Genomic DNA, 23,042 nt, shown 5'->3' with positions numbered 1-23,042 from the left:
TGATTCGATGAGCAGAAGCTCAACAGGGAGGAAATATGGCTAAATACATCTTTGTCACAGGCGGCGTCGTTTCTTCGTTAGGGAAAGGCATTACAGCAGCATCGCTGGGCCGTTTGCTGAAGAACCGCGGCTACAAGGTCACGATCCAGAAGTTTGACCCCTATATCAATATCGACCCGGGCACGATGAGCCCGTACCAGCACGGCGAAGTCTTCGTCACCGACGATGGCACGGAAACGGACCTCGACCTCGGTCACTATGAACGCTTCATCGACATTAACCTCGGCAAGAACTCCAACGTCACGACCGGCAAGATCTACTGGTCGGTCCTGCAGAAAGAACGGCGCGGTGACTATTTGGGCCATACTGTCCAGGTCATCCCGCACATCACCAATGAAATCAAGAACCGCGTCTACCGCGTCGGCGACGATGACAATGCGGACATCGTCATCACCGAAATCGGCGGTACTGTCGGCGACATCGAAAGCCTGCCGTTCCTGGAAGCTATCCGCCAGATCAAGAAGGAAGTCGGCCGCAATGATGTCTTGTACATCCACGTCACACTCGTACCGTATATCGGCGCTGCTGGCGAACTGAAGACCAAACCGACCCAGCACAGCGTCAAGGAACTGCGCAGCATCGGCATCCAGCCGGACATCATCGTCTGCCGGACGGAACGCCCCTTGTCGGATGAAATGAAAGAAAAGCTGGCCCTGTTCTGCGACATCGACAAAGATGCCGTCATCGAAAACAAGACCTTGAACAGCATCTATGAAGTACCCCTCCTCTTGTCGGAAGAAGGGATGGACCGCATCGTCCTGGAAAAACTCGACCTGCCCAATCGTCCCTGCGATATGGAAGACTGGAAGAAAATGGTCCATGCCATTTACAATACGGAAAAGACCCTGGAAATCGCCTTGGTCGGTAAATACGTCGCCCTCCACGACGCCTACCTCAGCGTCGCTGAAGCTCTGAACCATGCTGGCATCGCCTATAAGACGAAAGTCAATATCCACTGGATCGATTCGGAAACCCTGGAAGACCCGAACCTCTCGATGGAAGAAGTCTTCAAAGGCATCGACGGCATTGTCGTTCCCGGCGGCTTCGGCAACCGCGGCGTCGAAGGCAAGATCCGTGCCGTCCAGTATGCCCGTGAAAACAACGTGCCTTACCTCGGCCTCTGCCTGGGTATGCAGTGCGCTGTCATGGAATTCGCCCGCCACGTCGTCGGCCTCGAAGGCGCTACGTCGTCGGAATTCCATGAAGATGCCAAATTCCCGGTCATCGACCTCATGCCCGACCAGGTCGACATCTCCGATAAAGGCGGCACCATGCGCCTCGGTCTCTATCCCTGCAAGCTGACCGAAGGTACGAAGGCCCATGAAGTCTATGGCACCAACCTCATTTACGAACGCCATCGCCATCGCTGGGAATTCAACAATAAATACCGCACGGAAATGGTCAACGCCGGCCTCGTCCTCTCGGGCACATCGCCGGACGACCGCCTGGTAGAAATCGTCGAACTCAAGGATCACCCCTGGTTTGTAGGCTGCCAGTTCCATCCGGAATTCAAATCCCGCCCGACCAAAGCCCATCCGTTATTCAAAGGCCTGATCAAAACGGCTTTAGAATTAAAAGGGGAATAATTAGTGGGGGCCGCCGCATGAAGGGTTCTGCCATCATGCCAGGCCCCTTTTAATTTATAGTTTGTAGTACGGAGTTTGTAGAAGATGGCTTTAAATTTAAAAACCTTCACTAAAAACTACAAACTGCAAACTTAATACTCCCAAAGGCGCTGTCATAAGACAGCGCCTTTTTCGCGTCTATGCGGCAGACGCATATAGGATGCATATATATGTGATTTATTGAACGTATGGCAAATTGTTCTAGAGCCGTCAAAATACGATAAAAGTTAGTTACGGCGACATGAAAAATAAACTATTTTTTGTTATTATGCATCCTTATAAAATAGGGTAAGAACGGCCTTTATACTATACAAAACAGGTGACGTATACGGAAATGTAAACTACGTTATCTCTTTGTATCCGGACAATTTTTGACTTCTTTTTCCTGCGCCCGGCAGGTCATAAAAATAAGTTAAATGTGTAACTTTGCTCTGATTTTCACATTGAATAATATGCTACATAATGATATAATGTAAGCGATTGAAAGCATGATTCATGTTTTTATTATTTTTCATTATATAATAATGAGGTGATTTTTGATGTTGAATACCTTTAAAAGAGGTGGGGTCCATCCTGACGATGGCAAGATCTATGCAAAAGACAAAGCCATAGAAACCCCGGCAGTACCGGCTCAAGTCGTCATTCCCATGAGCCAGCACTTTGGTGCGCCTTGTACGCCGACCGTCAAAGTCGGTGACCTGGTCAAGAAAGGCCAGCTTATCGGGACGAGTGACGCATTCTTGCATGCCGACATCCATGCATCTACGTCCGGCAAAGTCATCAAAGTTGCGCCTATGCCGCACAACATGATGGTCAAATGCATGGCTGTCGTCATCGAAGCAGATGGCAAAGATGAATGGGCAGAAGGGATTCCCCAGGCTCACGACTGGAAACAGCTCGACAGCAAGGAAATCCTGGAACTCATCAAGAAAGCCGGCGTCGTCGGCTGCGGCGGTGCTACTTTCCCGGCTCATGTCAAATTGGCTCCGAACAAACCGGTCGATACGTTCATCGTCAACGGTGCCGAATGTGAACCGTATCTGACTTGTGACTATCGTGCCATGGTCGAAAAGGAAACGACGGACAAACTCGTCACGGGCGTCCAGATCTGCATGAAAGTCCTCGGCGTCAAGAAGGCTTTCATCGGCATTGAAGACAACAAACCGGAAGCCATCCAGAACCTGACCGAAGCTTTCAAAGATATTCCTGAAGTTACGGTTCTCGCTTGTAAGACGAAGTACCCCCAGGGTGCTGAAAAGATGATGATCGAAGCCTGCACAGGTCGTCAGGTCGAACCGGGCGGACTTCCTATGAACGTCGGCTGCGTCGTCAGCAACGTCGGTACGGTCATTGCCATCACCGATGCTGTCTGCCAGGGCATCCCCTTCATCGAACGCCTTACGACCGTTACCGGTGACTGCATCAAAGAACCGAAGAACCTCCGTCTCCGTATCGGTACGACTTTCCAGGAAGCCATCGACTACTGCGGCGGCTTCTCCAAACAGCCGGATCGCCTGATCGCCGGCGGCCCGATGATGGGTCTGGCCCAGTATCAGCTCGATGTGCCGATCACCAAAGGGGCTTCCGGTATTCTGGCTCTCTCTCCGGAAAAATGCCAGGTCGGCGAAGAATCTCCGTGCATCCGCTGCGGCCGTTGCGTAGAAGCATGTCCCATGGGCCTCATTCCGAGCCAGCTCAGCATCTTCTCGTCCTGCCAGGCATGGGATAAATGCATGGAATACGGCGTCATGAACTGTGTTGAATGTGGCAGCTGTGTCTATACCTGCCCGGCAAAACGTAACATTGTCCAGTATATCCGCAATGCGAAAGGCCAGTGCAAAGCTATCCAGCGCACAGCGCAGGCTAAAGCTGAAGCACAGAAAGCCAAGAACTAATTGGAAGAAGGGATATCATGAGTCCAGAAGCTAAAGGACAAACAAATGGAAAGGATGCTAAAGACATGCAGGAATTTAAACTTACCGTAGCATCTTCACCGCATGTTCGCTGTAACGAAACCATTCCTAAGATCATGTGGAATGTCGTCGCCGCCCTTGTACCGGCTGCTGCGTTCGGCGTCTACTATTTCGGTGTCAATGCTCTCGTCAATATCATCGTCGCAATTGTCTCGGCAGTTGTATTTGAATTCTTATGGGAAAAACTGATGCACAAACGCGTCACCATCAAAGATGGTTCTGCCGTCATCACGGGCCTTCTCCTGGCTATGTGCTGCCCGCCGAGCCTTCCCTGGTGGATGAGCATCATCGGTTCCTTCCTGGCAATCGTCGTTTGTAAACAGGCCATGGGCGGCCTTGGCTACAACATCTTCAACCCGGCTCACGTCGGCCGTGCTGGTTTGATGGTTTCCTGGCCGATCGCCATGACGACCTGGACCCAGCTCAATGGGACCGTCATCGACGGTGTCGCTGGGGCTACACCGCTGAACGTCTTCAAACACGGCGGCGTAGATGCTCTCTTCAATCTCTTCGGTACCAACGATTGGGGCAGCATTTATCAGAGCTTATTCTTCGGGTTCCGCAACGGTTCCCTCGGTGAAACGTCGACAGTCCTCCTCATCCTCGGTGGTCTGTGGCTGATCCACAAAGGCTACATCAACTGGCAGGTTCCGGTCATCATGATCGCTACCGTCGGCGTCCTCATGGGTGCTTTCTATGGCGTCAACGTTGCAATCTTTGAAATGATGGCTGGCGGCCTCATCATCGGCGCCTTCTTCATGGCAACCGATATGGTCACGGCTCCGATTACCCTGAAAGGCCAGATGATCTTCGCATTGGGCTGCGGCCTGATTACGGTCCTCATCCGTACTCTCGGCGGTTATCCGGAAGGGGTTTGCTACTCCATCTTGCTCATGAATACCTTGACTCCGCTCATCGACCGTCTGGTCAAACCGACCGTCTTTGGCGCAGTAAAAAAGGGGGCTAAATAAAATGGCAGACAAAAACGAAAGCGGAATCTTCAAGGTTGCGATGAACCTTATCCTGACCTGCCTGGTTTCCGGCTGTATCATCGGCGTCGTCTATGCTGCTACCGGCAAGATTGCCTATGAAAAAGCTGAACAGATGAAACAGGATTCCATGAAATCCCTCGTTCCGCAGGCTGAAAAATTCGATCCCGTCCCTGGCGAAAAAGATACCTTCGTCGCTGAACAGGGCGGCAAGAAAGTGGCTTATATCATTCCGACGGCTCCGAAAGGTTACGGCGGCGCTATCAAGATGCTGACGGCTGTTTCCATGGATGGCACGGTTATGGACTACACGGTCCTCGAAGCCAACGAAACTCCGGGCCTCGGCGACAGAGGTGCTAAATCTCCGTTTAAAGATCAGTTCAAAGGCAAAAAACTGGAAAACTTGGAAGTCACCAAGAGTGCTAGCGAAAAGGATAAAATCCAGGCTATGACCGGTGCTACCATTTCTTCCCGTGCTTTCACTTTGGGCGTTAAACAGGCTGTTCAGAAAGCAGCAGAGTTAGGGGGTAAATAATAATGAATCTTTGGAAAGTATTTACTAGAGGCATTATTGAAGAAAACCCGTACTTCGTCCTGGCCTTGAGCCTGTGCCCGGGCCTTGCCGTTACGACAAGCATCGTCAATGGCCTGACCATGGGCTGCACAGTATGGTTCGTCATCACGGCTAACAATACGGTCGTTTCCATCATTCACAAGCTGATCAACAAAAAAGTCCGTATCCCTGTTTACATCACCTGTATCGCTACTATCGTAACGTGCGTACAGCTGTTCTTACAGGCTTTTGCTCCGGATCTGTACAAAGCCCTGGGCGTATACCTCGACCTGGTCGTCGTATTTGCTATCATCCTGGCTCGTGCTGAATCGGTTGCATCGAAAAACGGCGTCGTCGTTTCCTTCCTCGACGGCATGGGCATGGGCATTGGCTTCACCATTGCTATGTTCCTCATTTCCTTCGTCCGTGAAATCCTCGGCAACGGTACCTTCTTTGGTATCCCTGTCTTCGGTCCGTCCTATCAGCCGGCTCTGATCATGGCCTTGCCGCCTGGAGCCTTCATGCTCATCGGTTTCATCATGGCTGGTTTCAAGATCTGGAATGAACATGTTGAAAGACAGAGACAACTGAAAGGGAGTGAAGGATAATGGAATACTTTACGCTGTTCATCGGGGCTGTCTTGATTAACAACTTCGTATTGACCAAGTTCCTCGGTTTGTGTATCTTCTTCGGCGTTTCCAAGAACCTGAACGCCTCTGTCGGCATGGGCTTCGCCGTCACTGCCGTCATCACTATGAGTACTATCCTGGCATGGTGCCTGTACAACTTAGTCCTGGTACCGCTTCATTTGGAATTCCTGCGCACGATTTCCTTCGTTATCTTGATCGCAAGTTTCGTACAGTTACTGGAAATCGTCATCAAGAAAGAATCGCCGACCTTGTATAACATGTGGGGCATTTACCTCATGCTGATCGCTACGAACTGTATCGTCCTGTCCGTCCCGGTCATCAGTGTCACCAGTGGTTATAACTTCTTGGAAAACATCGTCTTCGCTGTTGGCGCAGGCCTCGGCTTCGCCGTAGCTCTGATCCTCATGGCAAGCTGCCGTGAAAAATTGGACTATGCCGCTGTTCCCCACGCTCTGAAAGGCACACCAATCGCTTTCATCGTCGCCGGTATGATGTCCCTGGCCTTCCTCGGCTTCTCCGGTATGATTTAAGGCAAAGGAGTGAATTAGATTATGTACGATTATACAACGATAGCTATGTATGCTGTCGGCGTCATGGTTTGCATCGGTATCGTCTTCGGCTTTATCCTTGCAAGTGCTGATAAGAAATTTGCCATGGAAGAAAATCCGCTCATCGGCGAAGTAAAAGAAGCACTTCCTCAGGGCCAGTGCGGTGCCTGCGGTTTCGCCGGCTGTGCAAAATATGCGGAAGCCGTCGTCCTCGACCCGAACGTTCCGCCTAACCTCTGTGTTCCTGGTAAAGCTGAAGTCGCTGCTGTCGTCGCTAAGTTGACAGGCAAAGTCGCTGAAGCTACGGAACCGAAATACGCTCACATCAAATGCCGCGGCGGCAATGGCATTGCCAAACTCGCTTATGAATACAAAGGTGTTCATGACTGCGCGGCTGCTAAGATCGTCCAGCAGGGCCCGAAATTCTGTAAATTCGGCTGTCTCGGCTTCGGCAACTGCACGCGTGCCTGCCCGTTCGGTGCTATGAGCATGGACGAAAATGGCCTGCCTGTCGTCAACAAGACGCTCTGCACAGGCTGCGGTAAATGCGCTTCTGTCTGCCCGAACCACGTCATCGAACTCCTGCCGATCAGTGCCAAAGTCAGCATCAGCTGCAGCTCCAAAGATTTCGGCGCTCCGGCTATGAAGAACTGCAAGGCCCTGTGCCTCGGCTGCGGTTCCTGCATGCGTAACTGCTCGCATCAGGAAGAAGGGGCTATCAAGATCATCGACCATCTGGCCGTCGTCAACCAGGACATCTGCCATACCTGTGACAATGCTACCTGCCTGACCAAGTGCCCGACTGGTGCCATCAACGAAATGATCAAAGGCTCTTTCAAGAAAGAAGAAAACGTAGGTTAATACATGGATAAGAAACGGTATGTATGGGTTCTTCTCACCATGGCGTTCCTCATCATCCTTAGTTGCTCCGGATGCAGTCTGCATCCGGAGTCTTCTTTTGATAGGAGCGGTGTCGCCATGGATACGACGGTCTCCCTGCGGGCGTCCGGGAAAGAAGCCAAAGAAGCAGTCGATGAAGGCTTTGAACGCCTGAATCAGCTGGACAAACTGGCAGGACAGAATGAAGACAGCGACGTAAGCCGTATCAATGCCGCTGCCGGCAAAGCATACGTCCAGGTCGACCCGGCCATTTATGAAATGATTGAATACGCCAAGGATTATTCGGCCAAGAGCCAGGGCGAATGGGACATTACCGTTGGCGTCATGACCAATTTATGGCGCATCGGCAACGACGACCAGCACGTGCCGTCAGCCGATGAGATTTCCCAGGCCCTGATGAAGGTCAACTATAAGGACATCCTCCTGCGGCCGGAAGACCACAGCGTCATGCTGGCTAAACCGGGCATGGCCATCGACCTGGGCGGCGTGGCCAAAGGCTATGCTGTCGATGAAATCCGCAAGATTTATGAAAAACACCACATCGAAAGCGGCCTCATCAACCTCGGCGCCAGCTCGATGTATGCCGTCGGCAAGACGACCAAGGGCAAGCCCTGGCGCATTGGTATCAAACATCCCCGCTCTGACGACGACAAGAGCTTCCTGGGCATCGTATCCATCGAGAACCAGGCCCTGTCCACATCAGGCGACTATGAACGCTATTTCATCCAGGATGGCGTCCGCTACCACCATATCTTCGACCCCCGCACGGGCTATCCCGCCCGGTCCGGCGTCATGAGCGACTCTGTCGTCATCGACGGTTCCGTACCTCATGCAGGCATGCTCAGCGACATGATGACGACTATCGTCTTCGTCCTGGGACCGCAGAAGGGGATGGAACTGGCAAGCAGCATGGAAGGCGTCAACTGTGAAATCACAGGCAGTGACAATGCCGTCTACATGACCCAGGGCTTTGCCGATAATTTCTCTGATTTGAATAGTGATTTCCATCTTTCCGATTCGGAATAAACCAGCCTCCATAGAAGTAAAAAGTATAGCAGAAAAAAAATTAATATCTTTAAGTCTATTTACTTTTTCATTCGTTTGTAAGATAATAGATATGTAAATTTTAGAAATTATGGAGGGTAGTATCTACATATGGATCATATCGATGACAAAATTTTAACGATACTCAAACACAATGGCAAAGCTTCGGCTACGGAAATCAGCAAGGTCGTCGGCCTGTCCATTCCGGCTGTTGCCGAACGCATCCGCAAGATGGAACACAACGGCATCATCGAAGGCTACGGTGCCAAAATCAGCCGCCGCAAGACCGGTTACAACGTGACGGCTTTCATCATGGTCAATCTCGAACGCTCTGGCGATGTCGAAGAATTCCGCTCGAAAATCGTCCAGTACCCGGAAGTCCTGGAATGTCACCACGTCGTCGGCGCCTTTGACTACTTGCTCAAAGTGCTGGTCAAGACACCGGATGACCTGGAACACTTCCTCATGCAGGTATTGAACGAAATCCCGACGGTCGCCTCGTCCCAGACCTTCATGTGCCTGTCGACACTGAAGGAAGAATGGAATGTGTAAAGAGCGTCGTGCCTCGTAGTTCGTAGGGGATGCCCCAAGGGCGTCACGCAGACATTGACGAACCGCTAACAACTAACCAGAACGGGCCGCCCTTTGGGACGGCCCCTACGATAAAAAGGCTTGCCGCTACGCGGCAAGCCTTTTTACTATCCTTTTATTATCTTCCCGTCGAGGCTGATGATGCGTACCTCGAAGGGGATATCTTTGCCGCTCTGTGCGAGGGCTCTTTTGGCAGCCATTTCCAGACCGCCGCAGCACGGGACTTCCATGCGGACCAGGGTGACGTCGTGGATGTCGTTCTGACGGAGGATTTCTGTCAATTTTTCGGCATAGTCGATGTCGTCGAGTTTAGGGCAGCCGATGAGGGTGATGCGGCCCTTGATGAAATCTTCGTGGAAGCGGGCGTAGGCATAAGCCGTACAGTCGGCCGCGATGAGCAGGCTGGCACCGTTGAAATAAGGCGTATGGGGTGGTACGAGCTTGAGCTGGACCGGCCACTGGCTCAGGCGGGAGATGGACGGCCCGGCAGGAACGTCGTCAGCCCTTTTCTGCGTTTCGCCGAGGCTGCGGGCCTGGCTGCCCGGACAGCGGCCGGTGTAGGTCCGTCCCTGGGCGGCCATGTGCTGTTTCACGGCTTCTTCATCATAGGCAGCGGCTTCGCGTTCGACAAAGGTGATGGCATCCGTCGGGCAATGGGGCAGGCAGTCGCCCAGGCCGTCGCAGTAGTCATCGCGCATGAGACGGGCCTTGCCGTCGACCATGGCGATAGCCCCTTCGTGACAGGCCGTGGCGCAGGCGCCGCAGCCATTGCATTTTTTCGAATCAATCTGTATAATTTTACGTATCATAATTTCCTCCATCGTGGTATATGCATCAAACTGGTTTGGGACCTTTATGGTCTAAGTATAGTCGATGGAGCAAAAATAAGCTGTTGTTTTTCCAACTATCATCTTTTTTTTGGAGGTCTTTCCATGGAACAATATCTTTCCCTCATTGAAACGTCGCCGCTCTTCCACGGCGTCGCCGAAGCCGATGTCCTGCCGCTCTTGCAGCGCTTGAAGGTACGCAAGAAAAAATATGAGAAAGGGGAATTCCTCTTTTATTCCGGCGATGCCGTCCCCTATATCGGACTGGTCCTGGAAGGGGCGGTCCACATCATCCAGGAAGATTACTGGGGGAACCGCAATATCCTGTCCCAGATCCCGGCAGGCTTCTTTTTCGGCGAAGCCTTTGCCTGTCTGCCTGACGCGCCGGCGACGGTCGACGTCGTCGCCGCCTCGGATGCGGTCATCATGCAGGTCTATGTCGGCAACATCCTCCATGCCGGTCAGGTCCTGACGCCGGACCAGGCTCGTTTTACAGGCAATCTCCTGGCTCTGATGGCCGAAAAGAACCGCCTCCTTACGGAAAAGATACGCTACCTGACCCAGCGCTCGACGCGCCAGAAAATCATGCTCTACCTGTCCGACATGGCCCGGAAAAAAGGGAAGGCCACCTTCGTCCTGCCTTTCAACCGCCAGCAGATGGCCGACTTCCTCTCCGTCGACCGCAGCGCCTTATCGGCCGAACTGAGCAAGATGAAAAAAGAAGGCCTCATCGATTACCACAAGGACAAATTCACCTTGCGGCAGGAACATTAAGGAAATCGGCGGGCCGCCAGCTAAGCTGTCCATTCTGGCAGCTACCCTATCGGTACCTGGTGGGCCAGAAAGGCTTTCAGGACGGCTCTTACAAACCACGAGCCACGAGCCACTGCTAAAAAAGGCGCTGTCTTCATGCGACAGCGCCTTTTTTACTCGCTTTTAATGCAGATGGGGGAGGATGTGGCCCATTTTATTCTTTTTCGTTTCCAAGTAGAATTCGTCGAATTTCTGGGGTTTCATTTCGATGGGGACGCGTTCTACGATTTCGACGCCGAAGCCTTCGAGGCCGTAGACTTTTTCCGGGTTGTTCGTGAGCAGGCGGATTTCTTTAGCGCCCATGTCCTGGAGAATCTGGGCACCGATCCAGTATTCGCGAAGGTCCGGAGCGAAACCGAGTTTTTCGTTGGCTTCGACTGTATCGTAGCCCTGTTCCTGGAGGACATAGGCTTTGAGTTTATTGATGAGGCCGATGCCACGGCCTTCCTGGCGCATGTAGAGGAGAATGCCCCGGCCTTCGGCGTTGATCTGTGTCAGGGCAGCGGCCAGCTGTTCACCGCAGTCACAGCGGCGGGAGCCGAAGACGTCGCCTGTAAGGCATTCAGAATGGACGCGGCACAAGAGGTTCTTGCCGTCGCCGATTTCGCCTTTGACCAGAGCGACGTGATGTTCGCCCGTCAGGTCGTTGATGTAGCCGTAGATCTTGAAATCGCCGTATTTCGTCGGCATCTTGGCGACGGCTTCGCGGATGACGTGTTTGTCATGGCGGCGGCAGTAGTTCTGGAGATCGTGGATGGTGATGAATTTCAGGCCGTATTCGTCGGCGATTTTCCAGAGGTCCGGCGTGCGCATCATCGTGCCGTCGTCTGCCATGATTTCGCAGCACAGGCCGACCTGTTTGAGTCCGGCCAGGCGCATGAGGTCGACCGTGGCTTCCGTGTGGCCGTTGCGGGTCAGGACGCCGCCGCGTTTGGCGACGAGGGGGAAGTTGTGGCCAGGACGGCGGAAGTCTTCGGGACGGGCCGATTCTTCAGCGCATTTGCGGGCCGTCAGGGCGCGTTCGACAGCCGAGATGCCCGTCGTCGTGTCGACGTGGTCGATGGAAACAGTGAAGGCCGTTTCGTGGTTATCTGTATTTTCGCTGACCATCTGGGGCAGGCCGAGCTTATGGGCATATTCGATGCTCATGGGCATGCAGATCAGGCCCTTGCCGTGGCTGGCCATGAAGTTCATGTTTTCTGTCGTGCAGTACTGGGCGGCGCAGATGAAGTCGCCTTCGTTTTCGCGGTCCGGGTCATCGGTGACGATGATGACGTGGCCGGCCTGTAATTCTTCCAATGCTTCTTCGATAGTGTTGAATTTACGTTTTTCTGTAGTCAAAATAAAGACCTCCTTAAAGTCTGTATTGTCCATAGTTGGTGGTACTCAAAAAGCCCTGGCGATGAGGCACAGGGCTTTGACATGCAAGGAAAGGCACGCTGCAGAAACAGCACGCCACATCTTCTTCCATCCAGACTATACTGTCGGTTTTGGAATCGCACCAAATCACGAGCCAATGGCTCCTACGCCGTAGCGTTCGCGGACTATACCGCCGATCGGGAATTTCACCCTGCCCTGAAGATATACGTTTTATTCAGTTCTGTTATGTATTATACACGGTAACTTTCATTTTTGCAAGTTAGTCGACGTCGAAGATTTTCCCCGGGTTGAGGATGTCGTTCGGGTCGAGGGCTTTCTTGATGGCCTTCATCATTTCCAGTTCGCCGGGATCGGTGAATTCTTCCATCAAATGCTTGCGCTTGTAGCCGATGCCGTGTTCGCCGGACAGGCGGCCGCCGTGGGCATAAATGAATTTGTACAGTTCCTGCTGGTTGGCCTTGACCCGCTGGTCCCAGTCTTCGTAGGTGGCATCTTCATTCTTGAGGATGTTCAAGTGAATGTTGCCGTCGCCGGCGTGGCTGGCGATACGTGTGACCAGGTTGTATTTCTTGGCCAGGCGCAGGATTTCGTCGAGGAGGGCCGCTTCCTGGTCGACAGGGACGACGACGTCTTCTTTGCAGACGATGAGGCTTTCGGCGCGGACGGCTTCGGCAAAGGCCTTGCGGGCCTGCCAGATCTTATTGTGGTCAGCGACGAGGACTGACGACGCGCCGTTTTCCGTGCAGACTTCGTCGAGGATGACGGCCTTGTCGTCCAGGTCGTCTTCGCTGGTCCCTTCGACTTCGACGATGACGTAGTTGCCGTTGTCGCTGCCCTGGAGATTTTCATTGAGGTATTTTTCGACGGACTTGATGGTGATGTTGTCCATGAATTCGACGCACGTCGGCGTGATGCCGGCCTTGATGATTTTGGTGACGACGCCCATGGCCTGGCGGCGGTCGTCGAAGATGGCCAGCAGGTCGAGGGCGTACTTCGGCTTGGGCAGGAGCTTCAGCGTCGCCTTGGTGATGATGCCCAGGGTCCCTTCGGAGCCGATGACCAGCTGGTCCAGGGAATAGCCTGTCGACTGTTTCTGCAGGCGCGCGCCGAGGTTGACGATGCGCCCTGTCGGGTTGACGACTTCCACGCTGTAGACCTGGTGGCGCGTCGTCCCGTATTTGACGGCCCGGTTGCCGCCGGCGTTGGTGGCGATGTTGCCGCCGATGAAGCACGAGTCGCCGCTGCACGGATCGCCGGCGTAGAAGAGACCTTTCTTTTCGGCCGCTTCCTGCAGGTCCGACGTGCGTACACCCGGTTCGACGACGGCATAGAGGCCGTCTTCATTGATTTCCAGTATCTTGTTCATCTTTTCCAGCGACAAGACGATGCCGCCGTATTCCGGGACGGCGCCGCAGGCCAGACCCGTGCCGGCCCCGCGGGGGACGACAGGGAAGTGGCAGGCATTGGCCAGCTTGATGATGGCGCTGACCTGCTGGGCTGTTTCGGCAAAGACGACGGCTTCGGGCATGTGATGGTAAGCCGGGTCGGTCACTTCGTCATGGGAATAAGGCTGCATGGCGTCGGCGTCGGTGACGACGTCTTTCGGGCCGACGATGGCCTTTAATTTTTCCAGGATTTCTGTCGTTATTTTTTCATAGTGCATACGTGTTCCCCCTCGGATAAGATACAAAATGTCGTGCCTCTATTATATATAACTGCCGCCCATTTTAAAAGGAATTTTACAAAAAAACTTTATCTTGCCAGCAAAGCACGGTATACTATAGGGTAAGACTTTTTCAGTCTCTTGTTCTTAGAAAGGGTGATTGGGTGGAAACCAAGCAGTATCGCCAGCCTCGGCGCCGAAAGAAGCGCCGCAAGGTCCCCCGGAAGCGCCGTACAGGGCTGCTCATCCGGCTCCGGCAGATGAGCTGGTATAATCTTATTCTCGTGGCCATCATCGTCGCCGGCTTCTATCTCATCGGCGTCCGCCTCTACAGGCTGTGGGAAATCCATGACGACATGAACCGGACCCTGCAGCAGGAACAGACCTTGCGGGACGAAAATCTTCGCCTTCGCGAACGGCGTGACAAGCTGAATGATCCCGATGAAATCGCCCGGGAAGCGCGCGAACAGTTCGGCCTGGCCAAGCCCGATGAAATTCCCTATAAGCCGTGATTCCCTATATTTTGTATTTTGATGATTGAATTTTTTGGCATTTATGAGTATAATGGCTTTATACGTTTAGCAGTAATGCTGATATTACAAGGAGGAAATCAAAACAGCATGACAATCGAAGTAGGCAGTGTGATGGAAGGTACCGTTACAGGAATCACAAAATTTGGCGCATTCGTAGAGCTTCCGGATAAGAAGGTAGGTCTTGTACATATTTCTGAAGTCGCTAATGAGTATGTCAAAGATGTAAATGATTTTTTGAAAGTTCGAGACAAGGTCAACGTCAAAGTGTTGTCTGTAGACGATAAGGGAAAAATCGCCCTGTCTATCAAACAGACCCAGCCGGCGCCGGAAAAGAAAGAATTCCGTCCGAAACGCGATTTTCGGCAGAAACATGAATTCCGCCAGCATAACGGCTTTGATTCGCGCCGTTCGTCGGGCTCGCTGTCTTTTGAAGACCGGCTCAGCAAATTCCTGAAGGAAAGCGATGAACGCCTGATGGATTTGAAGCGCAATACGGAATCGAAACGCGGCGGCCGCGGTGCGCGCCATGCTGATTGAGTGCGTATTGAATAGCGGAAGGTAAAAAAAGAAGGGCGCTGTTGCACAAAGACAGCGCCTTTTTACGTTTACAGGAAGGAGCAGATATGGAGTATCAGAAGTATGCAGTCATCGACATCGGCTCCAACTCCCTGCGACTCATGACGGGCTGGCAGGAAGTCCCGGGCACGTGGATCTTTTCGCCGAAAGAACTGGCGACGACGCGGCTGGGGAAAGATATCGATGAAACACACCATTTGTCACCGGCAGGGATGGAAGCGTCCTTTGCGGCCATGGAAGGCTGGCAAGAACAGCTGACAGGCGTACCGGTCTGTGCCGTCGCCACCAGTGCCGTCCGCGAAGCTATCGACGGCCAGGCCTTCCTGGCAGAAGTGCGGGCCCGTTTCGGCTGGCACTGCCGGGCCATTTCGGGCCTGGAAGAAGCGTCGCTCAGCTTCACTGGAGCTACGGCCTCGCTCAGCCCCGATGTGACGGCAGCCGTCATCGACATCGGCGGCGGCAGCAGTGAAGTCGCCGTCGGCCGCGGCGGTGACCTGTGCTGGTCCCACAGCTACCCCATGGGGGCTGTGCGCTTTACGCGGGGCGAAGTCATGAGCCATCAGGCCGTCGCCCATCTGGAAAACCGCTGCTATCAGGAATGGCTGCCCATGCAGGTCCAGCCGGACCTGCTCATCGGCGTCGGCGGGACGCTGACGACGCTGGCGGCCATGGACTTGCAGCTGGCCGTCTACGATGCAGAGAAAGTCGAAGGCCATCGCGTTTCCTATGATGCCCTGTGCGGCCATATCGAACGCCTCCGGGCCATGACGCCGGAAGAACGGCGCCACGTACCGGGCCTGCAGCCCAAGCGCAGCGACATCATCGTCGCCGGCCTGCTCATTGCCAAGTCCTTTCTCCAGCGCTATCACATCCCGGCCATCACCGTCAGCGAACGGGATCTCATGGAAGGCGTCTTTTTCCGCCATTCCTTCCATGATGCGGCCTGGAACTCCCGGGACCGCCAGTCGTGAACCTTGTCGACCGCGTAGACGCTTACGGCAGGCAGCACGGCCTGTGGCAGCCGGGGAGGGCCCTGGTCGTCGCCTGCTCCGGCGGGCCCGATTCGCTGGCTCTGCTGGATATACTGAGCCGCCTGGCCCCGTTATATAGGCTGACCTTGACGGCCTGCTACGTCCACCACGGCATCCGCCGGGCGGCCGATGAAGAAGTCAGCCTGGTACGGCGCGAAGCCGTGCGCCGCCATTGCGGTTTTGCCTGGCAGTACGTCGACGTGCCGGCCCTGGCCCGGCGGGAAAAGGCGTCGGAAGAAGCCGTAGGCCGGCGCGAACGCTACCGCATCCTGCGGGAAACGGCCCGGGCCTGCGGGGCCGAACGCATTGCCGTGGCCCATCACGCCGATGATCAGGCCGAAACGGTATTGCTCCATCTCCTGCGCGGCAGCGGCCTCGACGGCCTCTGCGGCATGGCGCCCAGGCGGGGCGACATCATCCGGCCGCTGCTTATGGTGACCAAGGCGGAGCTGGCAGCCTATGCCGCGGCCCGGGACCTTCCGGTCTGTCACGACGAAACCAATGACAGCCGGCGCTACAGCCGCAACCGGATACGCCTGGACCTGCTGCCGCAGCTGCAGGCTTATAACCCGGCCATTACGGCGGACCTGAACCGCCTGGCCGATATCGTCAGGGCCGACGAAGCCTTTCTGGACGACGCTGCCGAAACACTCTATGGGCAGCTCGTCCTTCCCGAAGACGTACCGGCTTTAGACAAGAAGCGCTTGCTGGCCCAGCCGCTGGCTATGCAGCGGCGCCTCATCCGCCGCTTGTGGCAGGAGGCGACGGGCTCTCGTCAGGACCTGCCTTTTCATTATGTTGAAACGATACGGGACCTGGCCGCCAAAGGAGCTGGAAAACAGTTCCAGTGCGGCCGGGCCTGTGCTTATACGACCCGGACAGCCCTCTGCCTGGGTCCTGCCGTTCCCCGCAGGGGACGGCAGGGGTAATTCACTTTTTCACGGAGGAAAACAAGATGCATCAGGATATCAAAGAAATTTTATTTACAGAAGAACAGATTGCTGCCCGCGTCCGCGAACTGGGTGCGCAGATTACTAAAGATTATGCCGGCAAGACCATCCTCATGTGCGGCATCCTCAAAGGGGCCGTCACCTTTTTCACCGACCTGGCCCGCTGCATCGACGGCCCGGTCTACTTCGATTTCATGAGCTGCTCCAGCTACGGTTCGTCGACGACGTCGTCAGGTGTCCTCAAGATCCGCAAGGACCTAGATAACGACGTCAAGGATAAAGATGTCCTCATCGTCGAAGACATCATCGACACGGGCGTCACCTTGAGCCATCTCGTCCCCATGCTCCAGGAACGGGGTGCCCGCTCGGTCAAATTGGCAACCCTCCTCAGCAAGCCGGCCCGCCGCCAGGTCGAAGTCCCTGTCGATTACAACGGCTTTGAAATCCCCGATGCCTTCGTCGTCGGCTATGGCCTCGACTACGACAGCCGCTACCGCAACCTGCCGTACATTGGCATTTTGAAAGAAGAAGTATATTCCAAGTAGTTGTTACTTTAGAAGAAGTGTGGTAATATAAGACTGTATTGGTTGGAATAAAAAAGCATTATCATAAACTAAGTGAAAGGAGCCATATTTTGAGTAAATTTGTGCGGAATGTAAGTTTATACTTACTCATCATCATCGTCGCCGTATCGATCATAGATGCCTTTACCAGCAGTAAGACAGATAAATCGGAAATTTCTTACACGAATTTCATGAGTCAGGTGCAGCAGAAAAAAGTCGATGCCGTCCAGATCACAGCCGACCACGCTATCGTCGGACAGCTGAAAGACGGAACCTCTTTTACTTCTTATGCCCCGACCGATTCGGCACTCTTGCCGGCACTGCGCGATGCTGATGTCAACATCATCGCCAAACCGCCCGAACAGCCTTCGTGGTGGATGAACATGCTGACAGCAGTCCTGCCAATCCTGGTCCTCATTGCCATCTGGTTCTTCATCATGCAGCAGACCCAAGGCGGCGGCGGCCGGGTCATGAACTTTGGCAAGAGCCATGCCAAGATGCACGGGGAAGGTAAGATCAAGGTTACCTTTAAAGACGTTGCTGGTGAAGACGAAGCGAAGGAGGAATTGGCGGAAATCGTCGAATTCCTGCGCAACCCCAGCAAGTATAATGCCATTGGCGCCAAGATACCCAAAGGGGTGCTCCTCTTCGGCCCTCCGGGGACCGGCAAGACCCTCCTGGCTCGTGCCGTAGCCGGCGAAGCCGGTGTCCCCTTCTTCAGCATCAGCGGTTCCGACTTCGTCGAAATGTTCGTCGGCGTCGGTGCCTCCCGTGTCCGTGATTTGTTCACACAGGCCAAGAAGAACGCGCCCTGCATCGTCTTCATCGACGAAATCGATGCCGTCGGCCGCCAGCGCGGTGCTGGCCTTGGCGGCGGTCATGACGAACGGGAACAGACATTGAACCAGCTCCTGGTCGAAATGGATGGCTTCGGTTCCAACGAAGGCATCATCACCATCGCTGCGACCAACCGTCCGGATATCCTCGACCCGGCGCTTCTCCGTCCGGGCCGTTTCGACCGGCAGATCACCGTCGACCGGCCGGACCTGCGCGGCCGCCGGGCTATCCTCGACGTCCACGCCAAAGGCAAGCCCCTCGGCAAGGATGTCGACCTCGACGTCATCGCCAAGAAGACGCCGGGCTTCACCGGTGCCGACTTGGGCAACCTGCTCAATGAAGCAGCCCTCCTGGCTGCCCGGGCTAATAAGAAAGTCATCAACATGGCTGAACTGGAAGAAGCCAGCGAAAAAGTCTGCTTCGGTCCGGAACGCCGCAGCCATGTCATCAGCGATAAGGAAAAGCGCCTGACGGCAGTCCACGAATCGGGCCACGCCCTCATCGCCTATCTCCTGCCTGATGCCGACCCGGTCCACAAGGTCACCATCATCCCCCGCGGCCGGGCTGGCGGCTATACCATGATGCTGCCGGAAGAAGACCGGTCGTATGAAACGAAGTCGTACTACCTGGCCCAGATCCGCGTCGCCCTCGGTGGCCGGGCTGCTGAAGAAATCGTTTTCAACGAAATCAGCAGCGGCGCTTCCGGTGACCTTCAGAGCGTCACCCGTATCGCCCACCAGATGATCACCCGCCTGGGCATGAGCCCGAAACTGGGCCCCATGGTCTTTGGCGAACAGCAGGACCAGGTCTTCCTCGGCAAGAGCCTGGGTCACGAACGCAACTACAGCGAAAGCGTAGCCGAACTCATCGACAAGGAAATGCACGACACCGTATCGGAAGCCTATGCCGACGTGCTCCACATGCTGCGGGAACACCTGGATACGCTGAAAAATATGGCCAATGCCCTGATGGAAGTCGAAACGATCAACCATCAGCAAGTCGATAACCTGGTCAAATACGGCACCTTGGAAGGGCCGCAGGGCGTTAAAAAAGAAACTGCTGAAACACCGGCAGAAACGGCAGAAGCCGAAACACCGGACACAGCAGCCGTTTCCGAAGCCGCTCCGACAGCCAAGGAAGAAGCACCTGCACCGGCAGCTCCCAAAGCCGAACAGACAGAAGTACAGATCAGCCCCTGGGGAAACCCTGTCCCCAAAGGCGGCCTGACCACAGGCCTGACCGATAAGGACGAAGAAGAAAAAAAGGCTGACGAAGAAAAATAGAGAGTGAAAAAAGGCGCTGTCGCATGAAGACAGCGCCTTTTTGAGTATTAAGTTTGCAGTTTGTAGTAGGGGTCGCCGCGTGGGCGACCCGCCTGGGATTTGGCGGTGCTCTCCACGAGCCACTAACCCTAACCTCCCCTTGACAGGGTTATCGTTTATGTTACAATTTCTACATAGAATAGGTGAGTTATGCGCTAGGGAGTAGCGCTTTTTTTTGAATGGATGCTGCCAGGGGCAGCGGCAGAGGTGATTGCTATGAGACAAGACATTCTCGATTTTTTGATACAGCACAAGGACGAATTCGTATCGGGCCAGCAGATTTCTGAGCAGCTCGGGATTTCCCGGACGGCCGTATGGAAGCATATCCGCGTCCTCAAACAGCGGGGCTATGTCATCGAGTCGTATACCAAGAAAGGGTATTGTCTGCGCGAAGCGCCGGAACTGCTGTCGGAACAGGCTATCGAAGAAGGGCTTTCGACGAAAGTCGTGGGACGTCATATCGTCTACCGGGAACGCGTCGATTCGACGAACAACGTCGCCAAGAAGCTGGCCGATGAAGGCGCACCGGAAGGGACCATCGTCGTCGCCGAAGAACAGACCGGCGGCCGGGGACGCATCAACCGCTCATTCTTGTCGCCTTTTGCCAAGGGCGTCTGGTTCTCCCTGATCCTGCGGCCTAACATCCCGCCCATGGAAGTCTCCAAGATGACCCTCCTGGCTGCCGTCGCCGTGGCCCGGGCCATCCGCCATCACGGCCTGACGGACTGCGGCATCAAGTGGCCTAATGACATCCTGGTCAAGGGCCGCAAGATGGTGGGCATCCTGACCGAACTAAACGGTTCGGCGGAAAAGGTCAATTACATCATCATGGGTATCGGGGTCAATACGGGTATCACCGCTGAGGATCTGCCTAAGGATTTGCAGTCCATCGTCACCAGTTTTGCCCGCGAAGGCGTCCGCGTCAGCCGGCTGGCCCTGCTGGAAACGCTGCTGAAGGAAATCGAAGGGCTGTACCAGACCGTCTGCCGTGACGGTTTCGCCCCAGTCCTGGCCGAATGGCGGGCCCTGTCCTGCATGTTGGGCCAGGACGTAACGGTCACATCCATCGACAAGACCTTTTCCGGCAAAGCCGTCGATATCGATGAGAACGGCAATCTCCTCGTCGCGACGCCAGAAGGCGTGGAAGTCGTCATGGCAGGGGATATTCATGTCCGTCCGGCTTAATTTAGCCGTAAAGACTATTCAAGACAGGCAAACTCTGTTATTATAATAGGCGTATTATCAACTTAAAGTAGGCAGGAGATAAAGTTATGCTATTAGTCATTGATGTAGGGAATACAAATATTGTCCTGGGCATTTTCAAGGGAAAAGAGCTCATGGACCACTGGCGCGTATCGACGAACCGCCTCCGGACGACCGATGAATACGGCGTCCTCATTCGCAACCTCTTTTATTTGAACGGCGTCAACTCCGATGAAATCGATGCCATCATCATTTCGTCGGTCGTACCGCCGGTCATGCCCACGCTGGAACGCATGTGCCAGCGCTATTTCGGCCTGACGCCGCTGGTCATCGGACCGGGTGTCAAGACGGGCATGGACATCAAATACGACAATCCCCGTGAAGTCGGTGCCGACCGCATCGTCAACGCCGTCGCAGCGTATGAAAAATTCGGCGGCCCGGTCATCATCATCGACTTCGGCACGGCGACGACCTTCTGTGCTGTCGACAAGAAAGGGACGTACCTCGGTGGCGCCATCTGCCCGGGCATCGGCATCTCTACGGACGCCCTGGTCCAGCGCACGGCGAAACTGCCGCGTATCGAAGTCGTCCGCACGGATAAGGTCATCTGCCGCAATACCGTCGAAAGTATGCAGGCCGGCGTCTTCTATGGCTTCGTCGGCCAAGTCGACGGCATCGTCGCCCGTATGCGCAAGGAACTGGGCTGTAAGGCTAAAGTCGTCGCCACCGGCGGCCTGGCCGTCCTCGTCGCTCCGGCTACGGATGCCATCAACGTCGTCGAACCCATGCTGACCCTGGAAGGGTTGAGAATCATTTATGACCGCAACCGTTAAGCCCTTTGCCATCGGCAAGGTCGAGCTCGATGCCCCGGTCATCCTGGCCCCTATGGCCGGCGTCTGTGATGCGCCGTACCGGGTCATCGCCCACCGCTATGGGGCGGCCCTGGTCTGCGCGGAAATGGTCAGTTCCCAGGGTATCCGCTACCGCAACCAGCATACAGAAGAACTGCTGCACATCGAAGACGGGGAACACCCCCTGTCCATGCAGATTTTCGGCTCGGACCCGGACGTCATGGCCCAGGCAGCGGCCGTCGTCGAAGAAGCCGGTGCCGATATCGTCGATATCAATATGGGCTGTCCCGTCAAGAAAGTCGTCAAGAACGGCGACGGCTCGGCCTTGATGAAGAACCTGCCCCTGGCAGAGAAAGTCATCCGTGCCGTCGTCGGCGCCGTGTCCATCCCGGTCACGGTCAAGATGCGCACCGGCTGGGATGACGCCTCTTTTACGGCGCCGGAACTGGCCAAACGGGCTGAAGCGGCTGGTGCCGCTGCCGTCACCGTCCACGGACGGACGCGGGAACAGTTCTATAGCGGCAAGGCGGACTGGCAGAAAATCAAAGCCGTCGTCGATGCCGTATCCATCCCGGTCATCGGCAACGGCGACGTCGTCGACGGCCCGTCGGCGGCAGCCCTGATGGAACAGACCGGCTGCGGTGCCGTCATGGTCGGCCGCGGCGCTCAGGGCAATCCCTGGATTTTCCCGCAGATACGCCATTATTTGGCGACGGGCGAAGTCCTGCCGCCGCCGACGGCCATGGAACGTTATGAACAGATGCTGTCCCATTTTGAAGCCCTGCTGGCCTATAAAGGTGAATACATCGGCGTCCGGGAGATGCGCTCCCACGCCTCGTGGTATACCCACGGCCTCTATGGCTCGGCGGCCCTGCGCGAACGCATCAACCGGGCCGGTTCGGCTGACGAATTCCGAGCCATCGTCCGCGACATGATGGACAAGGCGCGCCGGGCAGGGACATAGCTGTTTTATTGACACAAGGGACGGATGTGCATATAATTAAGAGTACGGTATAAATTAAAGATATGATATTGAAACGTGATTATATCGCAGGAGGAGCAGGAATATCATGACCAACGAAACGCTGATTACCCAGGAAGGGTTACAGAAATTAAAAGATGAATTGAATGAACTGAAATCGGTCCGCCGCATTGAAATTTCTCAGCGCATCAAAGAAGCTATCGCCCTCGGTGACTTGAGCGAAAACGCCGAATACGATGCCGCCAAGAATGAACAGGGCATCATCGAAGGCCGTATTGCCGAATTGGAAGCCAAGATCCGCACGGCTAAGATCATCAAGGAAACCGATGATGGCTCGGATAAAGTCCGCCTCGGTTCCAAAGTCATCCTGGAAGATGCCGAAACGGGGGACCGCTTCGATTACACCGTCGTCGGTACGGCAGAAGCCGATCCGTTCAACGGCCGCATTTCCAATGAATCTCCTGTAGGGAAAGCCATCCTCGGCCAGGTCATCGATGCTGCCAATCCGGCTATCGTTACCGTCAAAGCACCGGCAGGTGAAATCAAATACCGCATCTTGCCGCCTGATGCAGAATAAA

The 23,042-nt window shown here is 54.8% G+C and carries 23 protein-coding genes and 1 riboswitch; of the genes, 20 read left to right on the top strand and 3 right to left on the bottom strand.

Features of this window, described 5'->3' with window-relative positions; all coding sequences use genetic code 11:
• Window positions 1-35: 35 nt before the first annotated feature.
• From ACFWUB_RS04265 to ACFWUB_RS04225, 9 genes are all read left to right on the top strand, one after another.
• Complete coding sequence (locus ACFWUB_RS04265; protein WP_020311515.1) at window positions 36-1,646, top strand: CTP synthase; 1,611 nt, start codon at window positions 36-38, stop codon at window positions 1,644-1,646.
• Window positions 1,647-2,224: 578 nt separating this feature from the next.
• Complete coding sequence (rsxC, locus tag ACFWUB_RS04260; protein ID WP_416184384.1) at window positions 2,225-3,580, top strand: electron transport complex subunit RsxC; 1,356 nt, start codon at window positions 2,225-2,227, stop codon at window positions 3,578-3,580.
• Window positions 3,581-3,597: 17 nt separating this feature from the next.
• Window positions 3,598-4,629, top strand: a complete 1,032-nt coding sequence (locus ACFWUB_RS04255; protein ID WP_416184274.1) for an RnfABCDGE type electron transport complex subunit D — start codon at window positions 3,598-3,600, stop codon at window positions 4,627-4,629.
• 1 nt (window position 4,630) lies between these two features.
• Window positions 4,631-5,182, top strand: a complete 552-nt coding sequence (locus tag ACFWUB_RS04250; protein WP_292299306.1) for an RnfABCDGE type electron transport complex subunit G — start codon at window positions 4,631-4,633, stop codon at window positions 5,180-5,182.
• 2 nt (window positions 5,183-5,184) lie between these two features.
• Complete coding sequence (gene rsxE, locus ACFWUB_RS04245) at window positions 5,185-5,808, top strand: electron transport complex subunit RsxE (protein ID WP_020311511.1); 624 nt, start codon at window positions 5,185-5,187, stop codon at window positions 5,806-5,808.
• Window positions 5,808-6,380 (top strand): electron transport complex protein RnfA, encoded by a 573-nt coding sequence (locus tag ACFWUB_RS04240; RefSeq protein WP_020311510.1) that lies wholly within the window; start codon window positions 5,808-5,810, stop codon window positions 6,378-6,380. The genes rsxE and ACFWUB_RS04240 overlap by 1 nt, the downstream gene beginning before the upstream one ends.
• A gap of 21 nt (window positions 6,381-6,401) precedes the next feature.
• On the top strand, window positions 6,402-7,259 hold the full coding sequence (rnfB, locus tag ACFWUB_RS04235; protein ID WP_292299305.1) for an RnfABCDGE type electron transport complex subunit B: 858 nt from the start codon (window positions 6,402-6,404) through the stop codon (window positions 7,257-7,259).
• A 117-nt stretch (window positions 7,260-7,376) separates the two neighbouring features.
• Window positions 7,377-8,324 carry an FAD:protein FMN transferase gene (locus tag ACFWUB_RS04230; RefSeq protein WP_020311508.1) on the top strand — a complete coding sequence of 316 codons (948 nt, stop codon included), beginning with the start codon at window positions 7,377-7,379 and terminating at the stop codon, window positions 8,322-8,324.
• Window positions 8,325-8,453: 129 nt separating this feature from the next.
• Window positions 8,454-8,894 (top strand): Lrp/AsnC family transcriptional regulator, encoded by a 441-nt coding sequence (locus ACFWUB_RS04225; RefSeq protein WP_014015117.1) that lies wholly within the window; start codon window positions 8,454-8,456, stop codon window positions 8,892-8,894.
• Window positions 8,895-9,040: 146 nt separating this feature from the next.
• Here ACFWUB_RS04225 and ACFWUB_RS04220 read toward each other — a convergent pair whose 3' ends face one another.
• On the bottom strand, window positions 9,041-9,742 hold the full coding sequence (locus ACFWUB_RS04220; protein WP_020724049.1) for an ATP-binding protein: 702 nt from the start codon (window positions 9,740-9,742) through the stop codon (window positions 9,041-9,043).
• A 123-nt stretch (window positions 9,743-9,865) separates the two neighbouring features.
• Here ACFWUB_RS04220 and ACFWUB_RS04215 point away from each other — a divergent pair, with 123 nt between their 5' ends.
• Window positions 9,866-10,534, top strand: coding sequence for a Crp/Fnr family transcriptional regulator (locus ACFWUB_RS04215; protein WP_020311506.1), 669 nt, complete (start codon window positions 9,866-9,868; stop codon window positions 10,532-10,534).
• Window positions 10,535-10,696: 162 nt separating this feature from the next.
• On the opposite strand, the gene ACFWUB_RS04210 is transcribed toward ACFWUB_RS04215, so the two are convergent.
• A complete protein-coding gene (locus tag ACFWUB_RS04210; RefSeq protein WP_349173349.1) occupies window positions 10,697-11,947 on the bottom strand; it encodes a bifunctional 3,4-dihydroxy-2-butanone-4-phosphate synthase/GTP cyclohydrolase II in 1,251 nt (416 codons plus the stop codon).
• Window positions 11,948-12,028: 81 nt separating this feature from the next.
• Window positions 12,029-12,160: riboswitch (FMN riboswitch) on the bottom strand.
• Window positions 12,161-12,212: 52 nt separating this feature from the next.
• Window positions 12,213-13,616: an FAD-binding oxidoreductase gene (locus ACFWUB_RS04205; RefSeq protein WP_292261768.1), complete on the bottom strand. Its 1,404-nt coding sequence runs from the start codon at window positions 13,614-13,616 to the stop codon at window positions 12,213-12,215.
• A gap of 164 nt (window positions 13,617-13,780) precedes the next feature.
• Here ACFWUB_RS04205 and ACFWUB_RS04200 point away from each other — a divergent pair, with 164 nt between their 5' ends.
• From ACFWUB_RS04200 to greA, 10 genes are all read left to right on the top strand, one after another.
• Complete coding sequence (locus ACFWUB_RS04200; protein WP_020311504.1) at window positions 13,781-14,128, top strand: FtsB family cell division protein; 348 nt, start codon at window positions 13,781-13,783, stop codon at window positions 14,126-14,128.
• Window positions 14,129-14,236: 108 nt separating this feature from the next.
• Complete coding sequence (locus ACFWUB_RS04195; RefSeq protein ID WP_014015111.1) at window positions 14,237-14,686, top strand: S1 domain-containing RNA-binding protein; 450 nt, start codon at window positions 14,237-14,239, stop codon at window positions 14,684-14,686.
• A gap of 86 nt (window positions 14,687-14,772) precedes the next feature.
• Complete coding sequence (locus tag ACFWUB_RS04190) at window positions 14,773-15,696, top strand: Ppx/GppA family phosphatase (RefSeq protein WP_292281318.1); 924 nt, start codon at window positions 14,773-14,775, stop codon at window positions 15,694-15,696.
• Window positions 15,693-16,685, top strand: a complete 993-nt coding sequence (gene tilS, locus ACFWUB_RS04185; RefSeq protein ID WP_020311502.1) for a tRNA lysidine(34) synthetase TilS — start codon at window positions 15,693-15,695, stop codon at window positions 16,683-16,685. The genes ACFWUB_RS04190 and tilS overlap by 4 nt, the downstream gene beginning before the upstream one ends.
• A gap of 26 nt (window positions 16,686-16,711) precedes the next feature.
• Window positions 16,712-17,251 carry a hypoxanthine phosphoribosyltransferase gene (hpt, locus tag ACFWUB_RS04180; RefSeq protein WP_020311501.1) on the top strand — a complete coding sequence of 180 codons (540 nt, stop codon included), beginning with the start codon at window positions 16,712-16,714 and terminating at the stop codon, window positions 17,249-17,251.
• A gap of 89 nt (window positions 17,252-17,340) precedes the next feature.
• Window positions 17,341-19,389, top strand: coding sequence for an ATP-dependent zinc metalloprotease FtsH (gene ftsH / locus ACFWUB_RS04175; protein WP_292299300.1), 2,049 nt, complete (start codon window positions 17,341-17,343; stop codon window positions 19,387-19,389).
• Between the two features lie 255 nt (window positions 19,390-19,644).
• On the top strand, window positions 19,645-20,613 hold the full coding sequence (locus ACFWUB_RS04170) for a biotin--[acetyl-CoA-carboxylase] ligase (RefSeq protein ID WP_020311499.1): 969 nt from the start codon (window positions 19,645-19,647) through the stop codon (window positions 20,611-20,613).
• A gap of 86 nt (window positions 20,614-20,699) precedes the next feature.
• A complete protein-coding gene (locus ACFWUB_RS04165; protein WP_416184273.1) occupies window positions 20,700-21,464 on the top strand; it encodes a type III pantothenate kinase in 765 nt (254 codons plus the stop codon).
• Complete coding sequence (gene dusB / locus ACFWUB_RS04160) at window positions 21,448-22,446, top strand: tRNA dihydrouridine synthase DusB (RefSeq protein ID WP_020311497.1); 999 nt, start codon at window positions 21,448-21,450, stop codon at window positions 22,444-22,446. The genes ACFWUB_RS04165 and dusB overlap by 17 nt, the downstream gene beginning before the upstream one ends.
• Before the next feature lie 106 nt (window positions 22,447-22,552).
• The gene (gene greA, locus ACFWUB_RS04155; RefSeq protein ID WP_020311496.1) at window positions 22,553-23,041 is read left to right on the top strand and encodes a transcription elongation factor GreA; all 489 of its coding nucleotides are present in this window, start codon (window positions 22,553-22,555) and stop codon (window positions 23,039-23,041) included.
• Window position 23,042 lies beyond the last annotated feature (1 nt).

Origin of the sequence: Megasphaera sp., assembly GCF_047831605.1 — a bacterium.
GTDB lineage: Bacteria > Bacillota > Negativicutes > Veillonellales > Megasphaeraceae > Megasphaera > Megasphaera intestinihominis.
This window is presented reverse-complemented; position numbering and strand designations above follow the sequence as displayed.